Below are 21508 nucleotides of genomic sequence, written 5' to 3'. Positions count from 1 at the left end.
AGCTAAAAAGCTATCTAGATCAAGGAAATATGGATGTCTTAATCGACTTTCAAGACGCTCAGACTTACACCCTGGAGCTGAGTATTACGACGGGAAAACACAGCAATTTAATACAAGACTTACACGACAACCCTATCAGTCACGATCAGGAGCTACATCACGCTCACGATGATGACTGGAGCTTAAGTGCTACAACTAAGCGCACGGTTCAACTCAGAAACTGGTTAATGTCATTAGGCCCTCAGGCCAAAGTGATATCGCCCGACATCATCAAACAGGACCTTATCGATAACATCGACTTGATACGGGCGAACTATATAAAGCGTCAACACTGACATTAAGTTTAAACGAGATAAGCATGAAACTATTGGCTCTAGCGTCAATACATACTTCCTCTATTAAACTGGCTCAACCAGTACCAAACGCATATCCTGACCTTCAAAAATCTCTTTTAAAGTGTCACGAACATTATGAATGTTGTCGCTTTTGATGCGGAAACGAAACTTAGTGCCTTTTTGAGTGAATGCGTTAATTCTGAACATATTAGATCTCCTGATGATATAGGTCAGCAGCATTTAATGTGTGCTGCTAAGTAAGTACAGGATCTATAATATGGAGCGGAGCGACATATTTTGTCGCTAAATAGGAGTTTTCTTTAATTTCCTTTATTTTTCTTAAGAAAATCTCGATGCCATTGCTCAAGACGCTCAGCAACCCCTAATAATACATAGTCGCTGCGTAGCGAAGAGAATACATCAAAGGCGTGTTGCGCCCCCGCGATCTCGGCAAACTCCACACTTTGCTTAGACACTTCATCTAGCCGACTGGCAAAGTATTGCGCTTCCCCTAGAGACGTCAGCGAATCTTTATCGCCATGAATGATGAGGAAAGGAGGTGCCGCTTCATTAATGTGATTGATCGGCGACATATGACGATATATCTCGGTATTTTCTTGTTTTGTCTGTTTGATAATATTCTTGCGCATGATGATATCCAGGCCAACCGTCAGTTGCAGATTCTGCTCATTCATCAAGTCGTAAATACCATAATAGGGAATACAACCTTGCACACTGGTATCTACATCTTCGAAGCCAGGTTGTAGACTTTCATCATTGGCGCTCAGACTGAGCAAAGAACATAAATGGCCACCGGCAGAGCCCCCTGTTGTTACGATGAAGTCAGGATTACCACCATACTCCTTAATATGCTCCTTCACCCAAGCCAAGGCTCTTTTGCAGTCGATTATATGCTCTGGCATGGTCGCCTTCGGACTTAGCCGATAGTCAATGGCTACGCAAATCCAACCCCGTTTAGCCATTTCCACCATAAGCGGAATACCTTGCTCCTTTTTGCTGCCATAACCATGAGTCCAGGCACCGCCGTGAATCTGAAATAGTACCGGCGCAAAATTGGCGGTCGTTCTTGCTCGGCGAATATCGAGCTTCAGATTCATACCATCAACTTTATGGTAAACGACGTCTTTAATATTTTGCACACCGGGATCTGTCCAACTGTAGAAGGGATAAAGCAGCCGAAAAGTATCAAGCTCTTCATGACGGCTCCAGGAGCTATTATCTTCCTTACGACGATGAGGAATAACGATCTGATCCATCAGACCTTTGGCTTTGTAACCAGAAAAATAGTGGTAACTTAGAAACAGCCAGGAAAGCACACATATCACTAATGACACGGCTGGAATAAAACTGTCGACCGCACCAAAAACAACAAAGAGGAAGACAACTATCAACTGAAATGCAATAACGTGCAAAGCCAGCTCTCCGGTCAGCCAGCCCAGCAAAAAGCTAAGAACTATCCATTTCGGATGAGAGTAATGGGGACGCAATACATTAACAGCCATTGCCAAACACAAGAGACTGAATACAAAGAATACAAACGTCGCCATATTTACCACCTCAACTTAGGGATAGCTTTGCCGCAAAATCACACTATAAAAGACTTTCGCTAAAGAAACGTAACGTACCTAGAAAAGCGGCACGCCAAACAATTGCATATGGTGCATCGCGACAGCACCATAGGCGATCACGCCGACACCTATAACAACAAATGTCATATAGGCTGGCTTAGGTTCCGGCTTGACCCATTCTGACCGTTTGTTCGCACGAATCATATCTATTACAGCATAGGCAAGAAAACCACCAAATAACAGAATTGAAGCCGCATCACCATTGATTAACAGGTGCCCCAAAGCCCACAATTTTACGCCAGCTAACATTGGGTGACGAACTCTACGTTTAATGTTGGAAGGGATATAGGCCGCAACAAGCAAAATAAATGCAGGCAGCATCAGAAGCTTGGTCAGGTGTGACAAAAACTGTGGTGGTTGCCAAATAGAAATAAACGGAGCATCGGCCTTACCCATAATAATCAGAGCAAAACCTGCTATAGAAATCACCGCAAATATGCCTTTGTAGGGCAGTTCTCCAAGTTTATCGATATATTTTTGTCGCAATTCGGGCAAGGTAGGTAAAAGATGAATACCGATAAAAATAATCAGTCCAATAAGTAGTGTGGTCACGAATCTGTCTCCCAGGGCGTTTATTCAGGTCATCATTTTGTTTGTATTATTTTCCAGTGCAGAGGATAAGAGATCATCACTATTAAATGCTAGCCCTATACTGATGAATTCAGCATCTAAAACACAGTTTGCCAAATATGGAAGTTAAAGCAGCGCCCTTTAAGGAAGCCTCAGATCGGCAACAATTACGGTTAAAACCTACATAGCCTTACATTAAATAACAAGACTTAACACACTAAAAATTATAGTTAACTATAATTCGCCGCGAGTTTTTAGCCCTATCAACCTGCTTCGGAGATCTGAATGATTCGTACCTTAACCAGCTCGTTAAGTGCTTCACATGTTTTTCTATGCACCACTATCGCTATCACTCTTTTTTCGCCCAATAGCTTCGCCAACCCGCTCATGAGCAAAGAACAGTACGCCGACTATAGCGTACGCTATCAATGCGCCGAGATACTGTTTCATAATGATCTACAAAAGAAAGAAGCTGAACTCATTAAAATTGAAGACCAGTACGGCTTAACCGACGATAACTTTGATGCCTTTGACGAACTCATCACCGAATACGAGCGTGACGACACTTTGCTCGATACTGTCCGAGAACGCATCACTAAAGAATGCTCAAGCTAACAAAAAGTAAGAGGGCTCTATTCAATGAGCCCTTTCCTGTCACAATTTCTAATGGTAGAAACTGTCTTTCCCAAGCACTGTATATTCCAAACATATTCCCTGAGTTACTATAAGACACCTAATCAGAGGAATACTAAATGACTAACGTAGCCGACTATTTATTACTTACCGCAGCGTTTTCCTTACTGCTGTCTCTTGCCTTGGCTTGGTTAGCCTCCTTTATCCTTTACGCTGATATAAAAGCACTTAAGCGTCTATTTCCTGCTAGCCACCAGCTTATCCGAGCGCATATTGATTACATCTTGATGTGCCTATTGCTGGTAGCCTGCTATTATTTGAATGAAAAGCTTAGCCTAGAACTACCCGGCTGGGTCATTTACACCACGTGCTTTGGAGCACTGTACAACCCTTTCGGCTTCATTGTGCTAGCTATAAAACCTCACATGGCTAAGCCTAAGTCGACTAGCGATAAAGCCCGCATTCTTCTAGGCTTCTTACCCGCGACAATTGGCTACGGTTACATTATGTGGCTTACCTTGATCACATTATTGTAAGCCCAGTAATCAAACCGCTTCTTCGAGATGGTAAGTCTGTGGTTATTAGCTATGCTAAGGGGTAGAAACAAGCTTATTCAGCTCCATTACAATACAAAGACCACAAATGAAAGCATTCTCAGCACACAACTGCCTGGTTATCTTACCGGCAACTCTTCTCTTTCCTTTAAGTTATTGGTTTGTAGGCGCTAGCACCGAAAACAGCTTACTAGCGTATATCTTGACTACCCTGATATGCTGCACATTGTCTTTGGTTTGGTATCAAAAAATAGTTATTTCACCCATAAACGCAGGAATCTCTGCATTAAAAGCGAACCTCGAAGAGAAGTTTTCTTACTCGACGCAATTAAATACCCAAAACATGTCTGGCGCGCCCAAAGAGTTATTTGAAATTTTGAATCAGCGCCTGAGCAATGCTGAGCAGGCTATACAGGGGATTCACCTTAGAGCCTCCCGCTTGCTCCCTATGAGCGCAGAATTAACCGAAACCTACAGTGCCATGAGCCAGAATACGATGATGCAATCTCATCACGGCGGCGTGTTGAGTGGAGCAATAAATAATATGGTCATGGCGACCGAAAACATCGAACATGACATTGGAGATATCAATAATCATATTCTCGAAATGAATAGCGAGCTCAATAGCTTTGGCGAGCACCTACATGCAACAACTTCCTCAATTGATACCATTGAAAAGCGCATATCTGAGTCGAATGAAGTATTAGATAAATTGCGTAACGATAGCGACCAGATCAACCAGATTATCACCGAGATCACCAGCATCGCAGAGCAAACTAACCTACTGGCACTCAACGCAGCAATCGAAGCAGCCCGTGCAGGCGAACAAGGTCGGGGTTTTGCCGTCGTTGCCGACGAAGTACGTTCACTGGCCGAGAGGACTCAAAGTTCAGCCGAACAGGTAAAAAGTATCGTCGATAGCATCCACACGAGCACACATGATGCCTCCAGTGTTATGCAGTCCAGCCAGAAAGACATTCAAATAACCGTTCGAAGTGCCCAATCCTCGAAAGAAGGCTTAAGTAAGACGGAGCGGGCTATCAAAGACATTATTTTATTGGCACAAAAGATCAAAGACGCCATGGCCTTACAGTGTGAAACAGAAGAAAAGTCAAAACGCTCTGCTGATGCGATCAGCAAATTGAATAGCGAAGCTTTGCAGCATAACTCCCTTCAGGCGATTACCAGCGAAGACCTTAAGAAGTTATCCGACAGCATCAGTGCTAATTTATCTTCAATTCATATCGACGAGGTTCTCAGCTCTACAGACCGTAGAACCAAAATCCGTCAAGAGAGAAAAGAAGTTAGCCAGTCAGATACAGATGAATCTGTTCTATTCTAAGGCCTAAGGCTTAGTCGTAGATACTAGGAATAGGCTGGCGCTTGTGTTGGGTGCTTTGATAAATCTTCATCAAGCGCTCTTCAGCCCATTCTTCGATTTCTTTTCCTTCCAAAAAATCATCGATTTGATCATAGCTGATACCCAATGCGTCTTCATCTTTCTTGCCCGGTTCGTTGGACTCAAGATCTGCAGTTGGGGCCTTGGATATAATAGCCTCTGGCGCGCCAAGAAAGCTTGCGCAAGCACGCACCTGACGCTTATTCAAACCAAACAAAGGGATCAAATCCACTGCACCATCACCGTATTTGGTGAAAAAGCCGGTTATATTTTCTGCAGAGTGATCCGTTCCCAATACCAAGCCACCCAAAATACCGGCGATATGATATTGGGCAACCATCCGCTCTCTCGCTTTGACGTTACCTTTTGAAAAGTCCAAACGTTGATCGGAAGCATGTAACTGGTCTACCGAGTCCAGTGCTGCAGTCACCTCTTGATGGATTGCATCGGAAGCTGACTTTACGTTTACCGCAACTGCGTGACTTGGTTGAATAAAGTCAATTGATAGCTGCGCATCATGCTCATCAGCCTGCTCGCCATAAGGTAGCCGTACTGCAACGAACTGGAAGCTATGAGGGTGAGCATTTTCCTGGTTAAGCTGATCAACGGCCATTTGCGCCAACTTTCCACAGGTGCAAGAGTCGATGCCACCACTAATGCCAAGCACCAAAGTTTTCAAACCTGAATCTTTCAATTTCCGCTTGATAAATGCAACACGCGTATTGATTTCCTGCTCAACATCTATCTCAGGCTTAACTTTCATTTCTTGCAATATTTGCTGACGTAGACTCATTCTCTTAACCAACCTTTCTATAAAAACAGTGCCCTTGTAAGAGCCTTTCAATTAAAGAAAATCCTTACTCAAATAAACCAAACGATATGACGCTCAATAGACTGCGGCTATGTTCAAGCTTATGCATCGCCACAAACTCGCCGCCATCATCAAAGCCTTTACCTTTTGGAAAGTTTTCTCTTAACACAGCCAAAGCATCATCTGCCTGTGAAGGAAGATCCAAATACCGATAAAGCGAAACCATCATAATTAAGGCCTCTTCGACACTTGGCGACGCGGGGTAATCTTTAACAACATAGGCCGCCCGGTTTGCCGCTGCCAGATAGGCTTGGCGTTTAATATAATATCGTGCAGCATGCAGTTCATAAGCCGCAAGACGATTTCTGATTTGTATCATTCTCTTTTGCGCATCTGCAGCATAGCTACTATCGGGGAAGCGAATTAACAGTTCAGAAAAATCTTTAAAGGCCAAACGCATATGCCCCGGGTCACGCGAGGTAATATCAACCGACGAAAAGTACTGACTGGAAACACCGATATCCAAATGATAGTTCGCTACTCCTCGTACATAATACGCGTAATCCACGCTCGGGCTTTGAGGGTGTAAACGAATAAAACGATCGGAAGCGAGAATCGCGCCTTCTAGATCTAGCCCACTATAACGCGCATAGATTAAATCTAACTGAGCTTGCTCAGCATATTGCCCAAAGGGGAAACGGGACTCCAACTCTTCTAGAGCGATCGTTGCTTGAGGAAAGTTCCTTAACTTGATCGCTCGTTTAGCATCATCATACAACTCTTGTTCTGTCGATTCTTTTTTCGGAGTGGAACTACAAGCAGAAAGAAACAGGACTGCTACCAGAGAAATCACGAGTGCAAAGTGTGAACGCATAATTGGATAAGACTTCTTGAGAATAATTGGAAAATGGTATTCGTTTTCTACACATTTTAATAAATGCTCACCAGAGATGCTCTCGGTGAGGTTATAATAGCCGACATTATTTCATATTTTACATTTTGCGTGTATGACAAATAATCAAACTTGAGGTTTCAACTCCCTTATAAGTCATAATTATTCAGTCTATCCCGTGATTTCTTTACATATCGAGACCTTATGAGCCAAATTATTGAAGCTGACTTTGTTGTTCCATTAGAACTATCTGGCATGCGTTTAGATCAGGTCATTGCTGATTTTATGCCTGAGTATTCTCGCTCACGCCTGCAACAATGGATTAAACAAGGCCATATTCGCGTAAACGAAGAAATCGCGCGGTCCAAAGACAAAGTCAAAATAAATGATCTCATTGAAGTGAAAGCCGAGCTTGAAAGTCAGGGAGAGTGGCTTGCTGAAGACATCCCGCTTGATATCGTTTATCAAGATGAAGACATTCTGATCATCAACAAACCAGCTGGAATGGTAGTTCACCCCGCCGCCGGTAACCACTCAGGCACTTTAGTTAACGCCTTGCTGCATCACTTTCCTGATATCAAAGCCGTTCCCAGGGCCGGTATCGTTCACCGCCTGGATAAAGACACGACCGGTTTAATGGTGGTCGCTAAAACACTAACAGCTCACGCCCATATTGTTGAACAACTTCAAAGTCGCGAAATGGGCAGAGAATACGAAGCTATCGCTGCAGGAGTCATGACGGGCGGCGGAACCATCAACGAGCCTATTGCACGCAGCCCTAAAAACCGCAAAAAGATGGCCGTCAACCAGTTCGGCAAACATGCGGTGACTCACTATCGCGTTTTAGAACGCTTTCTCGCTCACACTCACATACGCGTTAAATTAGAAACTGGACGAACCCATCAAATTCGCGTCCATATGGCACATATTAAACACCCGCTTATAGGGGACACCACCTATGCAGGAAGAATGAAACTTCCAGCCGGTGCAAGCGATGAAGTAAAAAATAAACTTAGGCAATTTGAACGACAAGCATTGCATGCTAAAAAATTAACCCTCATTCACCCTCAAACTGGTGAGGAGATGAGCTGGGAAGTCGATTTACCTGAAGATATGCAAAACTTACTAGCGGTGCTAAGCGAACAATGAGCCCTTGCGACTTACCTACAACATGGTTAAAACCTGAATGGCCCGTCGCGAGTCAAGTAGTCGCCTTTACTACGTCTCGCTTGGCTCCCGACACGATGCCAGATAGCAAGCTAAGCAGCTACCAAGACTTTAACTTGGCCCTACACGTCAACGATAATGAACAAACTGTACGACACAACAGGACAGTACTTGCGTCCCACTGCGCCTTAAATGCAGAGAATATTCATTGGCTGGAGCAGATACATAGTAATACTCTTGTTCAGGCCGAAAGCTCATCTATCAGCACTCAAGCAGACGCAAGTTATACTCGCAAGCAGCAAGAAGCCTGTGTCGTTATGACGGCCGACTGCCTTCCGGTACTGTTCTGCAACAAACAGGCAACGCAAGTCGCTGCCGCACATGCGGGTTGGCGAGGCTTAGCTTCTGGCATCCTAACTAAGACTGTAGAAAGCTTTGACTCACCCAATGAAGTAATTGCCTGGCTTGGCCCGGCAATCAGCCAAAAGGCATTTGAAGTTGGCGACGATGTCTATACAGCATTTTGTAACAAAGACCCCGAAGCCGCTCAAGCCTTTATCCCGGGAAAGGAACCAGGAAAATGGTTGGCAGATTTATACCTACTTGCCCGGATTGAGCTAAAAGCCATTGGAGTCAGCGCGATTTATGGCGGCACGCATTGCACCTTTCTTGAAAACCAACACTTCTATTCTTTTCGCCGTGATGGCCAAGTCTCGGGTCGTATGGCTTCTCTGATTTTCTTGCGCTAGAGTTTGGGTAAGGAATTAATCAGATTCTAAACGAATATTATCAATGTAAACCGTCAACTCCTGCTTCGGCTTATACATATAAAGCATCAGATCTACAACCTGTCCCATTTCCATTTTTCTGGTCTGTAAGCCATCACGAACCTTATCTAAGGGAATACTGTATTGATTCAGACCTTGAGCAATACGTACTCTAGTCTTGAAGCGATCATGATATTGATTCTGGTGTTTCATATCATGAATTCGCAGCACGGCATTTAGCGTCTCTGGTGCTTCAGAGTAGATCTCGAATTTTAGTCGATCATAATCCTGCCAGTCTCGATGCAAGTAGGCGAAACGCATTCCGGGATAGAGGGCATCTTTATTAAAGCGAAGCTTTCCAACCTGAGATTCATTAGCCCAGTCACCAGGTGCTTTGACAACTTCAAGCTCACTGCCATTTTTTGCTAACACAATTTGAGCCCAGCCAAAACTCTCGAAGTTCGCGATCACCGGAAATAAGCGATCAGCCTCCAGCTTCACATAACATCGATAAGCTGGGTAAAGCAGGCTTGCCAAAATCAAAAACAAAGCTATTCCCTGCATCATCATTTTCCGGCTTCTGCTAGTACTTCGAAATCGAGCGAGATACCACAGCAATGCAGCCAAACAACCAAAAACATCGTAAACAAAGTCTATTAAGCTACGCTCCCGGCCTACATAAGGCTGAACCAGCTCAACCAACAAACCAAACGAGAGGCAAAATAAAAGAAGGTAAATCAGCTCTTTTAAGGGCCGAAGCTGAGCAAAAAAAACCAGCAGCAGATAGGTCGCTAAACCGAAGACCAAAGCATGGCCAGAGTTGATCAAATGAGGATAAACCAAACCTTCAGAAGGCAACAAACTGAAGAACAATAAGCAAGCGAGTAGTAATACGCCACTTGGCAGTGCTTGCTTAATAGTCTGAAGGCTTATATCAAATAACATTTATTTTGCGCTAGAAAGCCCGGACACCAACTCAGAAACAAAACCTTGAATATACAAATCGACAATATCGACACCTACCTGCCAATACGCCTGACCCGGCTTACTCTTTAAAAATGTAATGTAGGCAGAGAGGTCCTCATCATTCAAATTACGATAGCTGTAATTTGCGCCCATCAACATAAATTCGGAAAACTGCTGACTTAGCATTGGTTCCATGCTCTGCCACTCCTGATTCATACGAGCTTCTAAAGCAGCTGCCTTATTTGGATTAATAACAGCAACCGCTTCCAAAACCGAAAAATACACGCCTTTCATTAGCTGAATAACAACCTTATCAGCATTCAGAGCTAAAGAAAGCTTCTCTAGCAATTGCGCTCTATCCTGCTTAACAGACTTGAAGCTTTGCTCCTGAAAATAGCGTTGCATCTTCTGCTGAGCTTCTGGTGTACTGGCCGCCCGTTCCTCTGTACTGATGCGTTGACCTAAGGGAGAAGCCAAGAACTTAATCGCATCAGACAAATCTTCAGCACGCTGATCCTGACTCAAATAAACCATTGCAATCTGTTCACCATCAACCTTTTTCGCTGCATGAGTCACGGCCGCACTGGTCTTTTCAAAACTGACGGAACTATTGACTGACAAACGTTTCATATCAAGCTGCTGCCCCATAGAATCAGGCAAAGAAGCAATCAACTCACTCAAGCCAGAGTCATGAAGAAACTGCTTCGCTTCCTCGATACTCAAACCTTTAGCCATCAGGGGTGCGGCGTGAGAAACAAATACAAGTAATAGGAAGGCTAAAGCCCTGTTTACCAATGCGTTCATGGAAAATTCCTTTGGAAAGCGCTGACCATTTGAAATCAGTAAATAATTTTCTGCCAAGAGCAGTTAATGCAAGAATATCATAGCCCCAGAGAAAGGGAGCAGGATTAACAAAGGGTAAGGCTTTGAGGGGGGGAGAGTATAAAGATATTGAACCTCATGCGTAGCGAGACGCATGAGGGAAAGCTATTTATCTAGCCAACAATTTCTAGCAACTCGATATCGAATACCAAAGCTTGGTATGGGCCGATATCGGCGCCAGCACCTGCTTCGCCATAAGCAAGGTGATATGGAATGTATAGCTTCCACTTAGAACCCACTTTCATTTGCTGAAGTGCTTCAGTCCAACCAGCAATCACGCCACCAACAGGAAATTGAGCTGGTTCGCCACGGTCATATGAGCTATCAAACTGCTTACCGTCGATCAAGGTACCACGATAGTGAGTGCTTACAACACTTTCAGCTGTTGGTATATCACCTTCACCGGCAGTGATTACTTCGTACTGAAGACCGGACTCTAGAACCGTCACTTCATCACGCTTAGCATTCTCTGCCAAGAAAGCTTCACCTTCACCCGCAAACTTCTTAGCTTGCTCTTGCTTCTCTGCTTCAACCTGAGTCTGAATCACTTGAAACGCCGCATTAATTTCTTCGCCAGGAATCTGTGGCCCCTTGCCAGAAAATGCGTCATTGATGCCAGCAATAGCAGCTTCTAATGACAGTCCGTTAAAGACGTTAGCTAATTGTTGGCCCATTTGAAGACCAACACCATATGATGCTTTCGCCTCATTTGTGGATAAATCTAAATCCGACATAGTGATTCCTGTAAATTCGTAAGATTAATAAGTTTTGATCAAAACAATGTTTGATTGCACAAAGATATAAGGACGTTTTTATCTAATAAAAGGGGGCAATTGAATTATTTTTGAACAGGCCACGCTTTATTTTAAATGCCGCCCACCATCGAGTTCTATACTTCGGCCTGTCATGTACTCACTTTGCAGCAAGTAGTGAATTGCGCGTAGGATTTCTTGAACGCCCCCTTCCCTCGCCATAACAGATTTGCTAAGCGCCTTTTCTTTATAGGCTTGTGTATCTTGCGCATTAAATATAATTAGCGCCGGCGCGATTGAATTAACAGTCACCTCTGGTGCTAGTTTTGCAGCATAAGACAAGACGAGATTCTCGGCAGCAGCCTTACTTGCCGCGTAAGCAATATGTTTTTTACTTCCGGTAGCTGCAACATAGTCGGTAATATGAATGATATCGGCAATGCCATCCGGGTAGGCCCTGAGCAAGGGCTCAAGTGCCAGATTCAAGTGATAAGGAATATTGACATGCACATTCATCATTTGTTGGATAGTGCTTAAATCATCTTCCCGATTTTTGCTATCGGGCAACCAATCAGAGGCATTATGGATAATTGCTCTTAACGATGTATGTTTTGCACTTACTGCATCAATCAACTGACTCACCTGCTCAGGGTATTGAAAGTCACACTGATATAACTCAGCTCCCATATCCTTCAGCTTCACCAATTCCGGGTAGCTAGTTCGATAGGTACCGATCACATGATACCCTTTGGCCAAACAATCAAGCGCCAGCGCCAAGCCAATGCGCCTGCCTACACCAGTGATCAAAACAGGTGACTTACTCATAAAACACTACTCCGGCTTCCTATATTCGAGACTGAGAGAAACTGAATCAGCAAAACGTAGCGCGTGAGGTTTATCAATTCGTACTTTCGCATAGCTCACCCAAGAGTGCTCACTGCAAAGACCCAACACGTCTGACACCAGTTTTTCCAATAATAGAAAGCGACCATCCTCAACATGCTTAATAATGCTTTTTGCAATGTGTTTATAGTTCAAGGCATCTTCAACACTATCTTCCAGGCACAGTTTATTTGCAGGATAATGTACTTCCACATTAATAATAATATCTTGTTGCTTTTCCTGTTCCTCAGGATTGAACCCAATATAAGTTCGAAGTCGCAAATTTGTAATATTGATAATCGCGTTATTAACAACCATTAAAAACAGCCTTATATTTCTTATTCCAACCCACCGAGCTTAGACCTAAATCGAAGCAGCGTAAATATCTGGGGATGATATAAACAGAATTTTCAATGCTAAGCTCAATACATCCAAATTGGTCAGATACTATTTTTGCGTCTAAGCTCCATTAAACAGCATAAATAAATTTTTATTCCTAGTAACGTGATTCCTGGTAACTTGCACACTAAGAAATGATTGAATACACACCACCCTCACAAGACAAGACTAAGTCTCTTATCGAAGTAAAGCTCCCTGCTGATTCATTAGAAATAGGCATGCATGTCACTCGTTTAGACAGACCCTGGACTGAAGTACCAGTACTGCTTCAAGGCTTAACTATCGAGACACCAGACCACATCGATTTACTCCGCGAACACTGTGTATTTGTTTATATTGAAATTGAAAAAGAGTTTTGGCTTGAATCAGGTAAAGGCACCGTTGAAGCCAAGGAAGAGAAACAATACCCCGGTTTTCGTGAAGAACTCGAAATCCACGATGAACTACCCAAAGCCAAACTAAGCTATGAAAAAACCAAAGACCATGTCGATGAAGTATTAACAAGCCTGAGCAATGGTGAATCATTTGATATGGATGCTTCGCGTAAAGCGATTCAATCTTGCGTCAGCAGCATTCTAAATAATGCTAACGCCCTACTATGGCTTACACAGGTAAAAGAACAGCACAAGTATACAGCAGAGCATTCGTTGCGCGTCGGTATATTAGCAATTGCCTTCGGGCGTTTCATTGGATTAAAAGAGCACGAGCTAGAAACCATCGGTCTGTGCGGCATGCTACATGATATTGGTAAAACTAAAATACCAGACGACATATTGAACAAACCAGGCCGTCTAACACGCATCGAATATGACATAATGAAACAGCACTCGGTGTATGGCAAAGAACTATTAGACGAACAACAAGGCGTCAACAAACTAATTAAGGATACAGCACACTTTCATCACGAACGTATCGACGGCAAGGGCTACCCAGAAAAACTAAGTGCAGCTTACCTCCATCAGTTTGTACGCATGGTATCAATTGTCGATGTTTATCATGCAATCACAAGTACCCGTTCATACAAAGACGGCTCACCAGCCTTTGATGCTTTAAAAATTCTCTACGCCGAACGAGACAAGCACTTCGACTCCGAGCTGGTTGAAGCGTTTATTCGTATGGTAGGCATTTACCCTCCGGGTACTTTGGTCGAAATGACCAACGGTGAAGTAGGCATCGTCGTATCAGCGAACGCTGACTCTCGTCTGCGCCCTAAAGTTGAACTGGTCATGACAGCCGATAAAAAATTCCGCTCTTCCTACGTAATTAATCTGATTAAAGACCCGATAGACAAGCATGGTAAACCCTATGCTATTAAGGAAGGCATTACGAATGGTACTCACGGTGTAGACGTAAAAGACTATATCTTGCAATAAATTCAGGCGCTTTAAGCAGCCCGAAAATTAGATGTAACGCACAATTTCAATTCCGGAATTACCGTCTATCATTACTATCGACCACTTGTCTCTTTGAGCTTGTTAGTTCTGCTCCTCAACTGTTTAATGACATTATGAAAAAATTATCGAACTCCCAAACATTTATAAATACATCTGTTACACCACAGAAAATACAAGGCTTCACGCTAGTTGAACTGTTGGTCACAGTTGTAATCCTTGGAATCCTACTTGCCATAGGGGTACCGGGTATGAGAGGCAATGTTTTAGACGCCCGTATCACCTCCCAAACGAATGCGACCATTGGTATGCTAGCCTATGGGCGAAGTGAAGCAGCAAAGCGCCCAGGGGGTATAATTACTCTCTGCGCCAGTAAAAGCACCAATACGGGGTCCCCTGCGTGCGACACTAATAACTGGGAAGAAGGCTGGTTTATCATGTCAGATCTAGATGGCGACCAAGTTTTAAACAATTTCAATGAAGATGTAAACGATAACAACATACTAGATCCAGGCGAGGATCTAGATGGTGACGGTCTACTCGATACAGCGAACGACGAGCTGCTCAGAATCGGCGAACAGCTTTCTGGCGACAACACAATGCGTACTCTGGGTTTTCTCAATGCAGGCTTTATTCAGTTTGATTCCAATGGAGTTCCTGGTTCATCAGGCACTATTATCATTTGTGACTCACGCGGTGTAACAGAGGCTAATGCTATTGTTATGAGCGCAATTGGTCATACTCGAGTCGCAAGAGATGAAGAAAGTTCGGCCGATAACATTGTTAACGACCACCGGGGGACAAATATCGTATGTCCATAATAACGAACACTCATTCAAGCCCTTATGGCACCATGAAATATCTAGCTCCGAGCACTCAACGAGGCTTCACACTTATTGAGATCTTAGTAACCATCGTCATCCTATCGATTGGGTTATTGGGTGTTGCCAGCTTACAAATGCAAGGCCTTCGTAACAATCAAAGTGCTTACCTTCGCTCCCAAGCATCCATACTCGTTTATGATATCGCAGATCGTATGCGAGCCAACTCTGTCGCAGCAATTGCTGGAAGATATGATGATTTTGACTCAAGTCAAACAACACCTTCCAATCCTTTATGCAGCACTAGTGTTGCAGGCTGTACCGCTCAAAACCGTGCAGATACAGACTTATTTGAATGGGCCCAGCGACTAAACGGAACCGATGAATCGATAATTTTGTTACCTGATGCGAGGGGTACAATAGCACGTGGTTTAGGCAATTTCTTTACCATTGAAGTTAGCTGGAAAGAATCTCAATGGAATGATGATGAGCAAAACCAACAAGTCACTGATCAAACTTTTTCAGTCAGTTTAGTGCTGTAAGGGAGAAGACAATGAACCAAGATCTCACAGCACGCCACACAAAACCTTTATCTTCGCTAAAAGGAATGGCCGGTTTGAGTTTAATTGAACTAATGATCGCTATGACCATTAGTTCCCTGCTACTCATCGGTGTTACGAGTATTTATTTTAATGCTCGAGAGTCTGATAAATTTATTAGTGAATTATCTCGTATTCAGGAGTCTGGGCGCCATGCACTTAACTTTCTTGCTCAAGATATTCGAATGGCAGGCTATCAAGGCTGTATGAACCCAGACCCTGAAGAAGCATATATCAAGATCAGAGCCCATAACCCCCCAACCTCAGATTTTTTTAGTACCGCACTTTCAGGCTTCGAAGTCCCTTCTGTAGCATGGGCACAAGATGCAAACATCGACCCTGTCACTGGTGTCAGCCGCGGTGACTATTTCAAAGATGAAGACTTTACTAAAGAAGCTTTGATCGGTAGCGACATATTAGTTGTTCAGCGACTAACTACTGACAGTGCCGAGCTCTCTGCAGACATGGTAACGAGTGATGAAGATGTTGTGCTCGTCGATAATGAAATGGAGTTTGAGCAGTTTGATATCGCGGTAATTGCTAACTGCAACAATGCTGATATGTTTCGAATTTCAGAAGACCCGGAAGCGACAGCCACTATTACCCTATCACATGGTCTTATCACAAATTCAGATGACATCTTTATAGGTCCTTATACACGTAATGCTCGAGTAAGGGGTTTTGAATCAACCATATACTTCGTGGCAAACACAGGCAGAACAACTGAAACCGGCGTACCTATAAATGCCCTATTCCGAGCGAAAGACAAAATGGTAAACAAGGCAAACCCTGAGTTTGATGTTGAAGAGCTAATAGAAGGTATCGACAGCATGCAAATCTTATATGGTGAACTAAATAGCGACCCTCAGCATGTTACCGCAGACGGTGAAGTGATTAGCGGCCTTCGTTATGTTACCGCAGACAATGTTACAGACATGAAATATGTAAAAAGCATTCAGCTAGGTCTACTGGTTAGCGGTTCCCGTGAGGTGCTCACGAATAATGACGACGCCACCTATATTTTGCCCGGTGAAGAAATCCAACCCGAGGGCAAGTTCGGTTCAACAGTAACTTATGAGCCAGATAGACGTTTACGCCGTGAGTTCAGCCAAACAATTCAGTTACGAAATCGATAAATAAACGTATAAAAGGTGTATATAGAATGAAGACCTTACAACATCAAAGCTCTCTTAATTTAGCACGCCAAAAAGGCGCAGTACTTGTTGTGAGTTTAATTATTTTATTACTGATGACCCTTATAGGCGTTGCGTCAATGAGCTCTTCCATAATGCAGGAAAAAATGGCATCAAATGCACAAAACAACAACGCGACTTTTCAAGCAGCAGAAAATGCCGTAAGTGGACTGATCAATAAAGTCATCATAGACAAAGACACTACAGAATTAGATGAGGCGATAGGAATCGGCACTATTGGTGAACACACTTCGAGTATTAACTATGCAGTTTCTGGCTCAAAAGCTGCATCCAGCTATAGCATCGGATATATGGGTGTTGTAGCGCTCGCTAAAGGGGGCTCCTTAAACGTAGACGAGAGCTCAACAGAGCTTAAACCGGAGCTATTCGAAGCTTTAGTAGAAGGTGCGGTCGAGGCCACTAGTGCACAAACGGTTATCAGGCAAGGTTTTGAGTACCATTAAACTTATACATGCCTTAAGGCATACAACAGAATTTAGAGTGATGGCCCGAAACAACGAAATAGCCATCAGGAGGCAATGATGAAAAAAATATACGCATTAGGCTTGCTCCTAACCTTTAGTGTACTGTTTAGTGCTCAGGCTCATACTAGTGAGCCAGCACTTACAAAAGATCAGCTACTTAAGTTACAACAAGGGTATACTCCCCCACCTTTGACACATATCACTCAAGGCTATGAGACTGATTCCATTCAATTGAACCGAGGCCTTGATGGAAAAATAAAAAGCATCGAAGCTCGAGCTTGCGCCTCTTGTGACTTACAGCAATATCGTATCACTGAAACAACTCAAGCCTATATTGGGCAAGAAAAAGCCTCTCTTGATGTATTAACCCCCTTCAATGGCAAAAGTGGCGCAATCAGTTACAACATAAAGACCAAAGAGCTCCATCACTTCCGTTTCTTTAATTTGGAGGCAGGCCAATGAGATCATTACAATCCAAACTAGGTCACGGCTTGGCATCTTGCATTATTACGCTTCTATCAGCCAATATTGCACACGCAGACGATACTGAGATTTTATTTGAGTCCAGTGCTTCTAACGAATTAACACCAAACGTCCTGTTTATTCTTGACAACTCAGGCAGTATGTCAAATATGGTTAGTACGGAAACCCCTTACAACCATTCAATTGACTATACTCAGAAAGCTATCGATGACGGTCGAAGCCCCTATTCTGACGCTTACATCTATGCATTCGATAGTTATTTCAACTATCGAGGTACAATTTTAACAAGCCAAAATCACTGCCAAGAAATGACTGACAAGCTTGCAATAGCAGGACAGTATACTGCTGCAAAAGTCGCTGGCTTTAATACCCGCAGAAATGCTTGGCGTAATCTTTTCAGTCGTCGCAGTAGTTCCAATACAAATATTATCGAGTGTAAAGATGATCGAGGTGCACACGGCGCTAACGGAACAACAGGCAACACATACGCAGTACATAACTCCAGCAAATGGGCGAGTTCTAGCAACAACGAAATAAGCTGGAACAGCTACACTACCTATGATTTCTTTAATTCAAACTATATTAATTGGTATGCCTACTATCGTGAAGTGACTTCTCAATCACGCATTAGCATCATGAAGAGCGTTGTCAGCAACCTGATTAACAGTACTTCAGGTATTAATATTGGCTTAATGAGCTTTAATACCAATAATTACGGCAAGCAAGGTGGCCGCGTTACGACTCCAATTGATTATATTGAAGACAATCGGTCTTCTTTTGTATCTGATCTAAACAGCCTTTCCCCGGATACCTGGACTCCTCTCGCTGAAAGCCTATTTGAAGCTTACCGTTACTATTCTGGCGGTTCGGTATTTTTAGGCAGCCAAAGCTCTGCCTCATCTAAGAGCCCTAGCAACTCTAGCAAATACCAATCGCCTATTTCAGATGAATGCCAGCCTAACAACATTGTCCTATTAACGGACGGTGAACCCACTTATGACGCTCACCCTGGCTCTAGCCGAAGTGATAGTAACGATACTGCATCGAGAAACGTTATAGAGAGTACTGTGGGCAACTGCACTGACAACTGTCTAGATGAGATTTCCCGCCACATGTACGAAAACGATGTATCTAGTCAATATGATGGCGAACAAAACGTTACAACCTATACGATTGGCTTTGAACTCGATGATAATTTGCTCAAACGAACAGCCGAGGGTACTGATGACAACCCAGGTGGTGGCGGTAAATACTTTGTAGCCAACGATACAACCGAGCTCGAAAGTGCAATTAAGCAAATATTCTCAAGCCTCAAAGATATTAGTACCACGTTTGTTTCTCCCGGCGTTGCTGTAAATACCTTTAACCGCCTCAACCATCGTGATGAATTGTATTTCTCGGTTTTCAAGCCTGAAACTGGGCCTGTCTGGAAGGGTAACTTAAAACGCTATCGTCTAGGATCTGACGGCACTGTTTATGATAGAGCTGGCCGTACCGCGATTGATCCAGAAACTGGTTTCTTTAAGTCTCGCAGTAATAACCCTGCTGACCCAGGCGCATGGAGCTGGTGGTCAGATGATATTGACGCTAATGATATTCACCTAGGGGGCGCTGCAGAAAACTTACCCAACAATAGTGATGACCGTAATGTGTTTACGTACCTAGGTGGCTCTAGCAACCTATCTGACGACAGTAACGAAATTTCTTACGATAACGCAGACAATATTACTAAAGAATTACTTGAATACACCGAAGCAACTGATGAAGAGTACAAGCTATTACTAGACTGGATTCGTGATATTGATGTCTTTGATACCGATAACGATAATAGTTATACAGATACTCGACACACAATAATGGACCCCCTCCACTCTGCGCCAGTGGTTGTGATATACGGTGGTACCGACGAGAACCCCGACACGGCAATATTCTTCGGTGACAACCAGGGTTTTATCCACGCGATAAACGGAAGTAATAGCACTAGTGGCACCTATACAAAAGGCCAAGGTGATGAATACTTTGCTTTTATGCCCAAAGAGCTACTGGGAATGCAAAAAACTTTATTTGAAGATTCTCAGGCTGTTGAACACACGTATGGAATGGACGGCTCCATAACAACTTGGGTCAACGACGAAAACAATGACAATGATTTATACGACTCAAATGATTTCGTCTATTTATATTCTGGCATGCGCCGTGGTGGAAATAGCTATTATGCTTTAGATGTTACAGAGCGCGATGCACCTGAATTTCTGTGGCAAATTACTGGGGGGACAGGTGGCACTAGCGGCTTCGAAGAGCTCGGTCAGACCTGGTCTAAGCCAGTTAAAACTAAGGTTAGAATGGGTAGCACTGTTCGCGAAGTTCTCATTTTTGGCGGTGGTTATGATACCAATCAAGATCTAGCAACAACTCGCTCTGAAGATTCCATTGGTCGAGCTGTTTATATTGTTGACGCAGAGACAGGAGAGAAAATCTGGAGCGCGACCCCCTCTAACTTTAGTGATATGAAATATAGCATTCCATCAGACGTTAAGGCTATTGATGTGAACGCTGACAGAATTGCTGACCAAATTTACGTGGGCGACATGGGTGGACAGGTCTGGCGCTTCGACATAGATAACAATAGAAGCAGCTCTAGTACCCTTCCTGTACATGGGGGGGTAATCGCCAGTGTGTCCGATACAGGAACCGAAAACAATAGACGTTTCTACCATGCACCTGACGTATCGGTACTAAGCGATAGCAGCAGCTTAACCTTAGCTATTGTCATTGGTTCAGGCTGGCAAGCTCACCCTCTTGATGATGAAGTCGTTGACCGTTTATATATGATAAAAAGCTCCGACGTACTTGAACCTCCAAAGAACCTTGACGGCTCTATCGAGTATACAGCACTTATAGAGGATGACCTTTACGACGCAACGAATAACAACCTGGGTGACGTAAGCGGCCAAAACTCTGAAGCCAACCAAGAAGCCGCCTATACTGAATACTACGGTAACGGTGCTGATATATTACCAAAACAGGGTTGGTTCATTCGTTTTACGCGTGATGGCGAAAAAATGCTAGCGACATCTTTAACCATTGATGGAACGGTTTACTTTACCACTTACGAGCCCACAGCAAGTACTAACGGCTGTATTTTTAGCTCCGGTATTCCTCGCCTCTACCATATCGAAATAGCTGACGCGACACCGGTTAAGAATTATGACGGTATCGGATTAGATTCTGAGTTAACCACAAGCGATAGGGAAGTTGGCACGCTCACGACACAATCATTACCAACCGCACCACAAAGACTTCGTGTGGATGGCCAAGACATTTTGTGTATTGGTACAGAGTGCAATCCACTTGATCGCGAAGGAAAAATTGTTAGAACCTACTGGGTTCAAGAGGAGTAAATATGTATACCTGCAAGAATTGTTATAGCTCGCAGAAGGGCTTCACGCTGATAGAATTAATGGTAGTGGTGGCTATAGTGGCTATCATAGTTGCTATCGCGTACCCGTCATATCAGGATAACGTAAAGAGTTCCAAACGCTCTGAAGCTCAGGGCGCCTTAGTCTCTTTTTCGGCTGCGATGGAAAAACATTTCACACAAAATAACTCTTACCTGAATGCAGGACAAAGTGGAGATACTGGGGCTCCCGCAGTATTTGCTACAACCGCACCGGTAGGCGGCTCATCTGTTTACTACGACCTAACGATTGAAGCGGCTACAGGGAGTTCTTACACCCTACGAGCGACTCCTACCAATTCCCAAACGGGCGATGGCTTTTTAGAATATAACTCCCTAGGCCAAAAAAGCTGGGACGAGGATAATAGCGGCGCGATCGGTGCAAATGAGTTTGACTGGGATAAGAACTAAACGATAGATA

General features: G+C 43.6%; 24 protein-coding genes and 1 pseudogene. 15 read left to right on the top strand and 10 right to left on the bottom strand.

Annotation, left to right across the window (positions count from 1 at the left end):
• Nucleotides 1-335: WYL domain-containing protein (locus A3757_RS00305; protein ID WP_156506053.1), on the top strand; the 335-nt coding region annotated here is incomplete at its 5' end.
• A 63-nt stretch (nucleotides 336-398) separates the two neighbouring features.
• Here A3757_RS00305 and A3757_RS25485 read toward each other — a convergent pair.
• From A3757_RS25485 to A3757_RS00295, 3 genes are all read right to left on the bottom strand, one after another.
• Nucleotides 399-542, bottom strand: coding sequence for a hypothetical protein (locus A3757_RS25485; RefSeq protein WP_156490390.1), 144 nt, complete (start codon nucleotides 540-542; stop codon nucleotides 399-401).
• Between the two features lie 113 nt (nucleotides 543-655).
• Nucleotides 656-1903: an alpha/beta hydrolase gene (locus A3757_RS00300; protein ID WP_068514622.1), complete on the bottom strand. Its 1248-nt coding sequence runs from the start codon at nucleotides 1901-1903 to the stop codon at nucleotides 656-658.
• Nucleotides 1904-1981: 78 nt separating this feature from the next.
• Nucleotides 1982-2536: an NnrU family protein gene (locus tag A3757_RS00295; RefSeq protein ID WP_068514618.1), complete on the bottom strand. Its 555-nt coding sequence runs from the start codon at nucleotides 2534-2536 to the stop codon at nucleotides 1982-1984.
• 303 nt (nucleotides 2537-2839) lie between these two features.
• Here A3757_RS00295 and A3757_RS00290 point away from each other — a divergent pair, with 303 nt between their 5' ends.
• The 3 genes from A3757_RS00290 to A3757_RS00280 all read left to right on the top strand — a co-directional run bounded on the left by A3757_RS00290 (nucleotide 2840) and on the right by A3757_RS00280 (nucleotide 5083).
• Entirely contained in the window at nucleotides 2840-3169 is a 330-nt protein-coding gene (locus A3757_RS00290; RefSeq protein WP_068554002.1) for a hypothetical protein, read from the top strand.
• A 137-nt stretch (nucleotides 3170-3306) separates the two neighbouring features.
• On the top strand, nucleotides 3307-3723 hold the full coding sequence (locus A3757_RS00285; RefSeq protein ID WP_068552917.1) for a hypothetical protein: 417 nt from the start codon (nucleotides 3307-3309) through the stop codon (nucleotides 3721-3723).
• A 106-nt stretch (nucleotides 3724-3829) separates the two neighbouring features.
• On the top strand, nucleotides 3830-5083 hold the full coding sequence (locus A3757_RS00280) for a methyl-accepting chemotaxis protein (RefSeq protein WP_068514611.1): 1254 nt from the start codon (nucleotides 3830-3832) through the stop codon (nucleotides 5081-5083).
• Between the two features lie 10 nt (nucleotides 5084-5093).
• Here A3757_RS00280 and nadE read toward each other — a convergent pair whose 3' ends face one another.
• Both nadE and A3757_RS00270 read right to left on the bottom strand, forming a co-directional pair.
• Nucleotides 5094-5933: an ammonia-dependent NAD(+) synthetase gene (gene nadE, locus A3757_RS00275; RefSeq protein WP_068513073.1), complete on the bottom strand. Its 840-nt coding sequence runs from the start codon at nucleotides 5931-5933 to the stop codon at nucleotides 5094-5096.
• A gap of 64 nt (nucleotides 5934-5997) precedes the next feature.
• Entirely contained in the window at nucleotides 5998-6825 is an 828-nt protein-coding gene (locus tag A3757_RS00270) for an outer membrane protein assembly factor BamD (RefSeq protein WP_068514606.1), read from the bottom strand.
• Between the two features lie 222 nt (nucleotides 6826-7047).
• Here A3757_RS00270 and rluD point away from each other — a divergent pair, with 222 nt between their 5' ends.
• Together rluD and pgeF are read left to right on the top strand one after the other, a co-directional pair.
• Nucleotides 7048-7992, top strand: coding sequence for a 23S rRNA pseudouridine(1911/1915/1917) synthase RluD (gene rluD, locus A3757_RS00265; protein WP_068514603.1), 945 nt, complete (start codon nucleotides 7048-7050; stop codon nucleotides 7990-7992).
• Nucleotides 7989-8759 (top strand): peptidoglycan editing factor PgeF, encoded by a 771-nt coding sequence (gene pgeF / locus A3757_RS00260; RefSeq protein ID WP_068514602.1) that lies wholly within the window; start codon nucleotides 7989-7991, stop codon nucleotides 8757-8759. Before rluD ends, pgeF begins: the two co-directional genes overlap by 4 nt.
• Before the next feature lie 15 nt (nucleotides 8760-8774).
• On the opposite strand, the gene A3757_RS00255 is transcribed toward pgeF, so the two are convergent.
• The 5 genes from A3757_RS00255 to folX all read right to left on the bottom strand — a co-directional run bounded on the left by A3757_RS00255 (nucleotide 8775) and on the right by folX (nucleotide 12577).
• Nucleotides 8775-9722, bottom strand: coding sequence for a VanZ family protein (locus tag A3757_RS00255; RefSeq protein WP_068514599.1), 948 nt, complete (start codon nucleotides 9720-9722; stop codon nucleotides 8775-8777).
• Nucleotides 9723-10547, bottom strand: coding sequence for a DUF2059 domain-containing protein (locus A3757_RS00250; RefSeq protein ID WP_068514595.1), 825 nt, complete (start codon nucleotides 10545-10547; stop codon nucleotides 9723-9725).
• 191 nt (nucleotides 10548-10738) lie between these two features.
• A complete protein-coding gene (locus A3757_RS00245) occupies nucleotides 10739-11359 on the bottom strand; it encodes an FKBP-type peptidyl-prolyl cis-trans isomerase (protein WP_068514593.1) in 621 nt (206 codons plus the stop codon).
• A 126-nt stretch (nucleotides 11360-11485) separates the two neighbouring features.
• Nucleotides 11486-12202 carry a dihydromonapterin reductase gene (folM, locus tag A3757_RS00240; protein ID WP_068514591.1) on the bottom strand — a complete coding sequence of 239 codons (717 nt, stop codon included), beginning with the start codon at nucleotides 12200-12202 and terminating at the stop codon, nucleotides 11486-11488.
• A 6-nt stretch (nucleotides 12203-12208) separates the two neighbouring features.
• The gene (gene folX / locus A3757_RS00235; RefSeq protein ID WP_068514588.1) at nucleotides 12209-12577 is read right to left on the bottom strand and encodes a dihydroneopterin triphosphate 2'-epimerase; all 369 of its coding nucleotides are present in this window, start codon (nucleotides 12575-12577) and stop codon (nucleotides 12209-12211) included.
• A gap of 215 nt (nucleotides 12578-12792) precedes the next feature.
• Between folX and A3757_RS00230 the strand changes: the two genes are divergently transcribed.
• From A3757_RS00230 to A3757_RS00195, 9 genes and pseudogenes are all read left to right on the top strand, one after another.
• Entirely contained in the window at nucleotides 12793-14031 is a 1239-nt protein-coding gene (locus A3757_RS00230; protein WP_068552916.1) for an HD-GYP domain-containing protein, read from the top strand.
• A gap of 134 nt (nucleotides 14032-14165) precedes the next feature.
• A pseudogene (locus tag A3757_RS27980) lies at nucleotides 14166-14285 on the top strand (prepilin-type N-terminal cleavage/methylation domain-containing protein); the annotation flags it as partial.
• Nucleotides 14286-14300: 15 nt separating this feature from the next.
• A complete protein-coding gene (locus tag A3757_RS00225) occupies nucleotides 14301-14870 on the top strand; it encodes a GspH/FimT family protein (protein ID WP_231875468.1) in 570 nt (189 codons plus the stop codon).
• The gene (gene pilV, locus A3757_RS00220; RefSeq protein WP_197469596.1) at nucleotides 14861-15412 is read left to right on the top strand and encodes a type IV pilus modification protein PilV; all 552 of its coding nucleotides are present in this window, start codon (nucleotides 14861-14863) and stop codon (nucleotides 15410-15412) included. Before A3757_RS00225 ends, pilV begins: the two co-directional genes overlap by 10 nt.
• An 11-nt stretch (nucleotides 15413-15423) precedes the next feature.
• Nucleotides 15424-16605, top strand: coding sequence for a PilW family protein (locus A3757_RS00215; protein WP_068514576.1), 1182 nt, complete (start codon nucleotides 15424-15426; stop codon nucleotides 16603-16605).
• 26 nt (nucleotides 16606-16631) lie between these two features.
• The gene (locus A3757_RS00210; protein ID WP_068514572.1) at nucleotides 16632-17126 is read left to right on the top strand and encodes a PilX N-terminal domain-containing pilus assembly protein; all 495 of its coding nucleotides are present in this window, start codon (nucleotides 16632-16634) and stop codon (nucleotides 17124-17126) included.
• Nucleotides 17127-17201: 75 nt separating this feature from the next.
• Nucleotides 17202-17609 (top strand): hypothetical protein, encoded by a 408-nt coding sequence (locus A3757_RS00205; RefSeq protein ID WP_156490306.1) that lies wholly within the window; start codon nucleotides 17202-17204, stop codon nucleotides 17607-17609.
• The gene (locus A3757_RS00200; protein WP_068514567.1) at nucleotides 17606-21031 is read left to right on the top strand and encodes a pilus assembly protein; all 3426 of its coding nucleotides are present in this window, start codon (nucleotides 17606-17608) and stop codon (nucleotides 21029-21031) included. Before A3757_RS00205 ends, A3757_RS00200 begins: the two co-directional genes overlap by 4 nt.
• 2 nt (nucleotides 21032-21033) lie before the next feature.
• Nucleotides 21034-21498 carry a type IV pilin protein gene (locus tag A3757_RS00195; RefSeq protein WP_068508008.1) on the top strand — a complete coding sequence of 155 codons (465 nt, stop codon included), beginning with the start codon at nucleotides 21034-21036 and terminating at the stop codon, nucleotides 21496-21498.
• Nucleotides 21499-21508: the final 10 nt, after the last annotated feature.

The sequence above is a fragment of the Oleiphilus sp. HI0117 genome (assembly GCF_001635235.1).
Note: the sequence above shows the minus strand (reverse complement) of the source record. Positions and strands in the feature narration are given on the sequence as shown.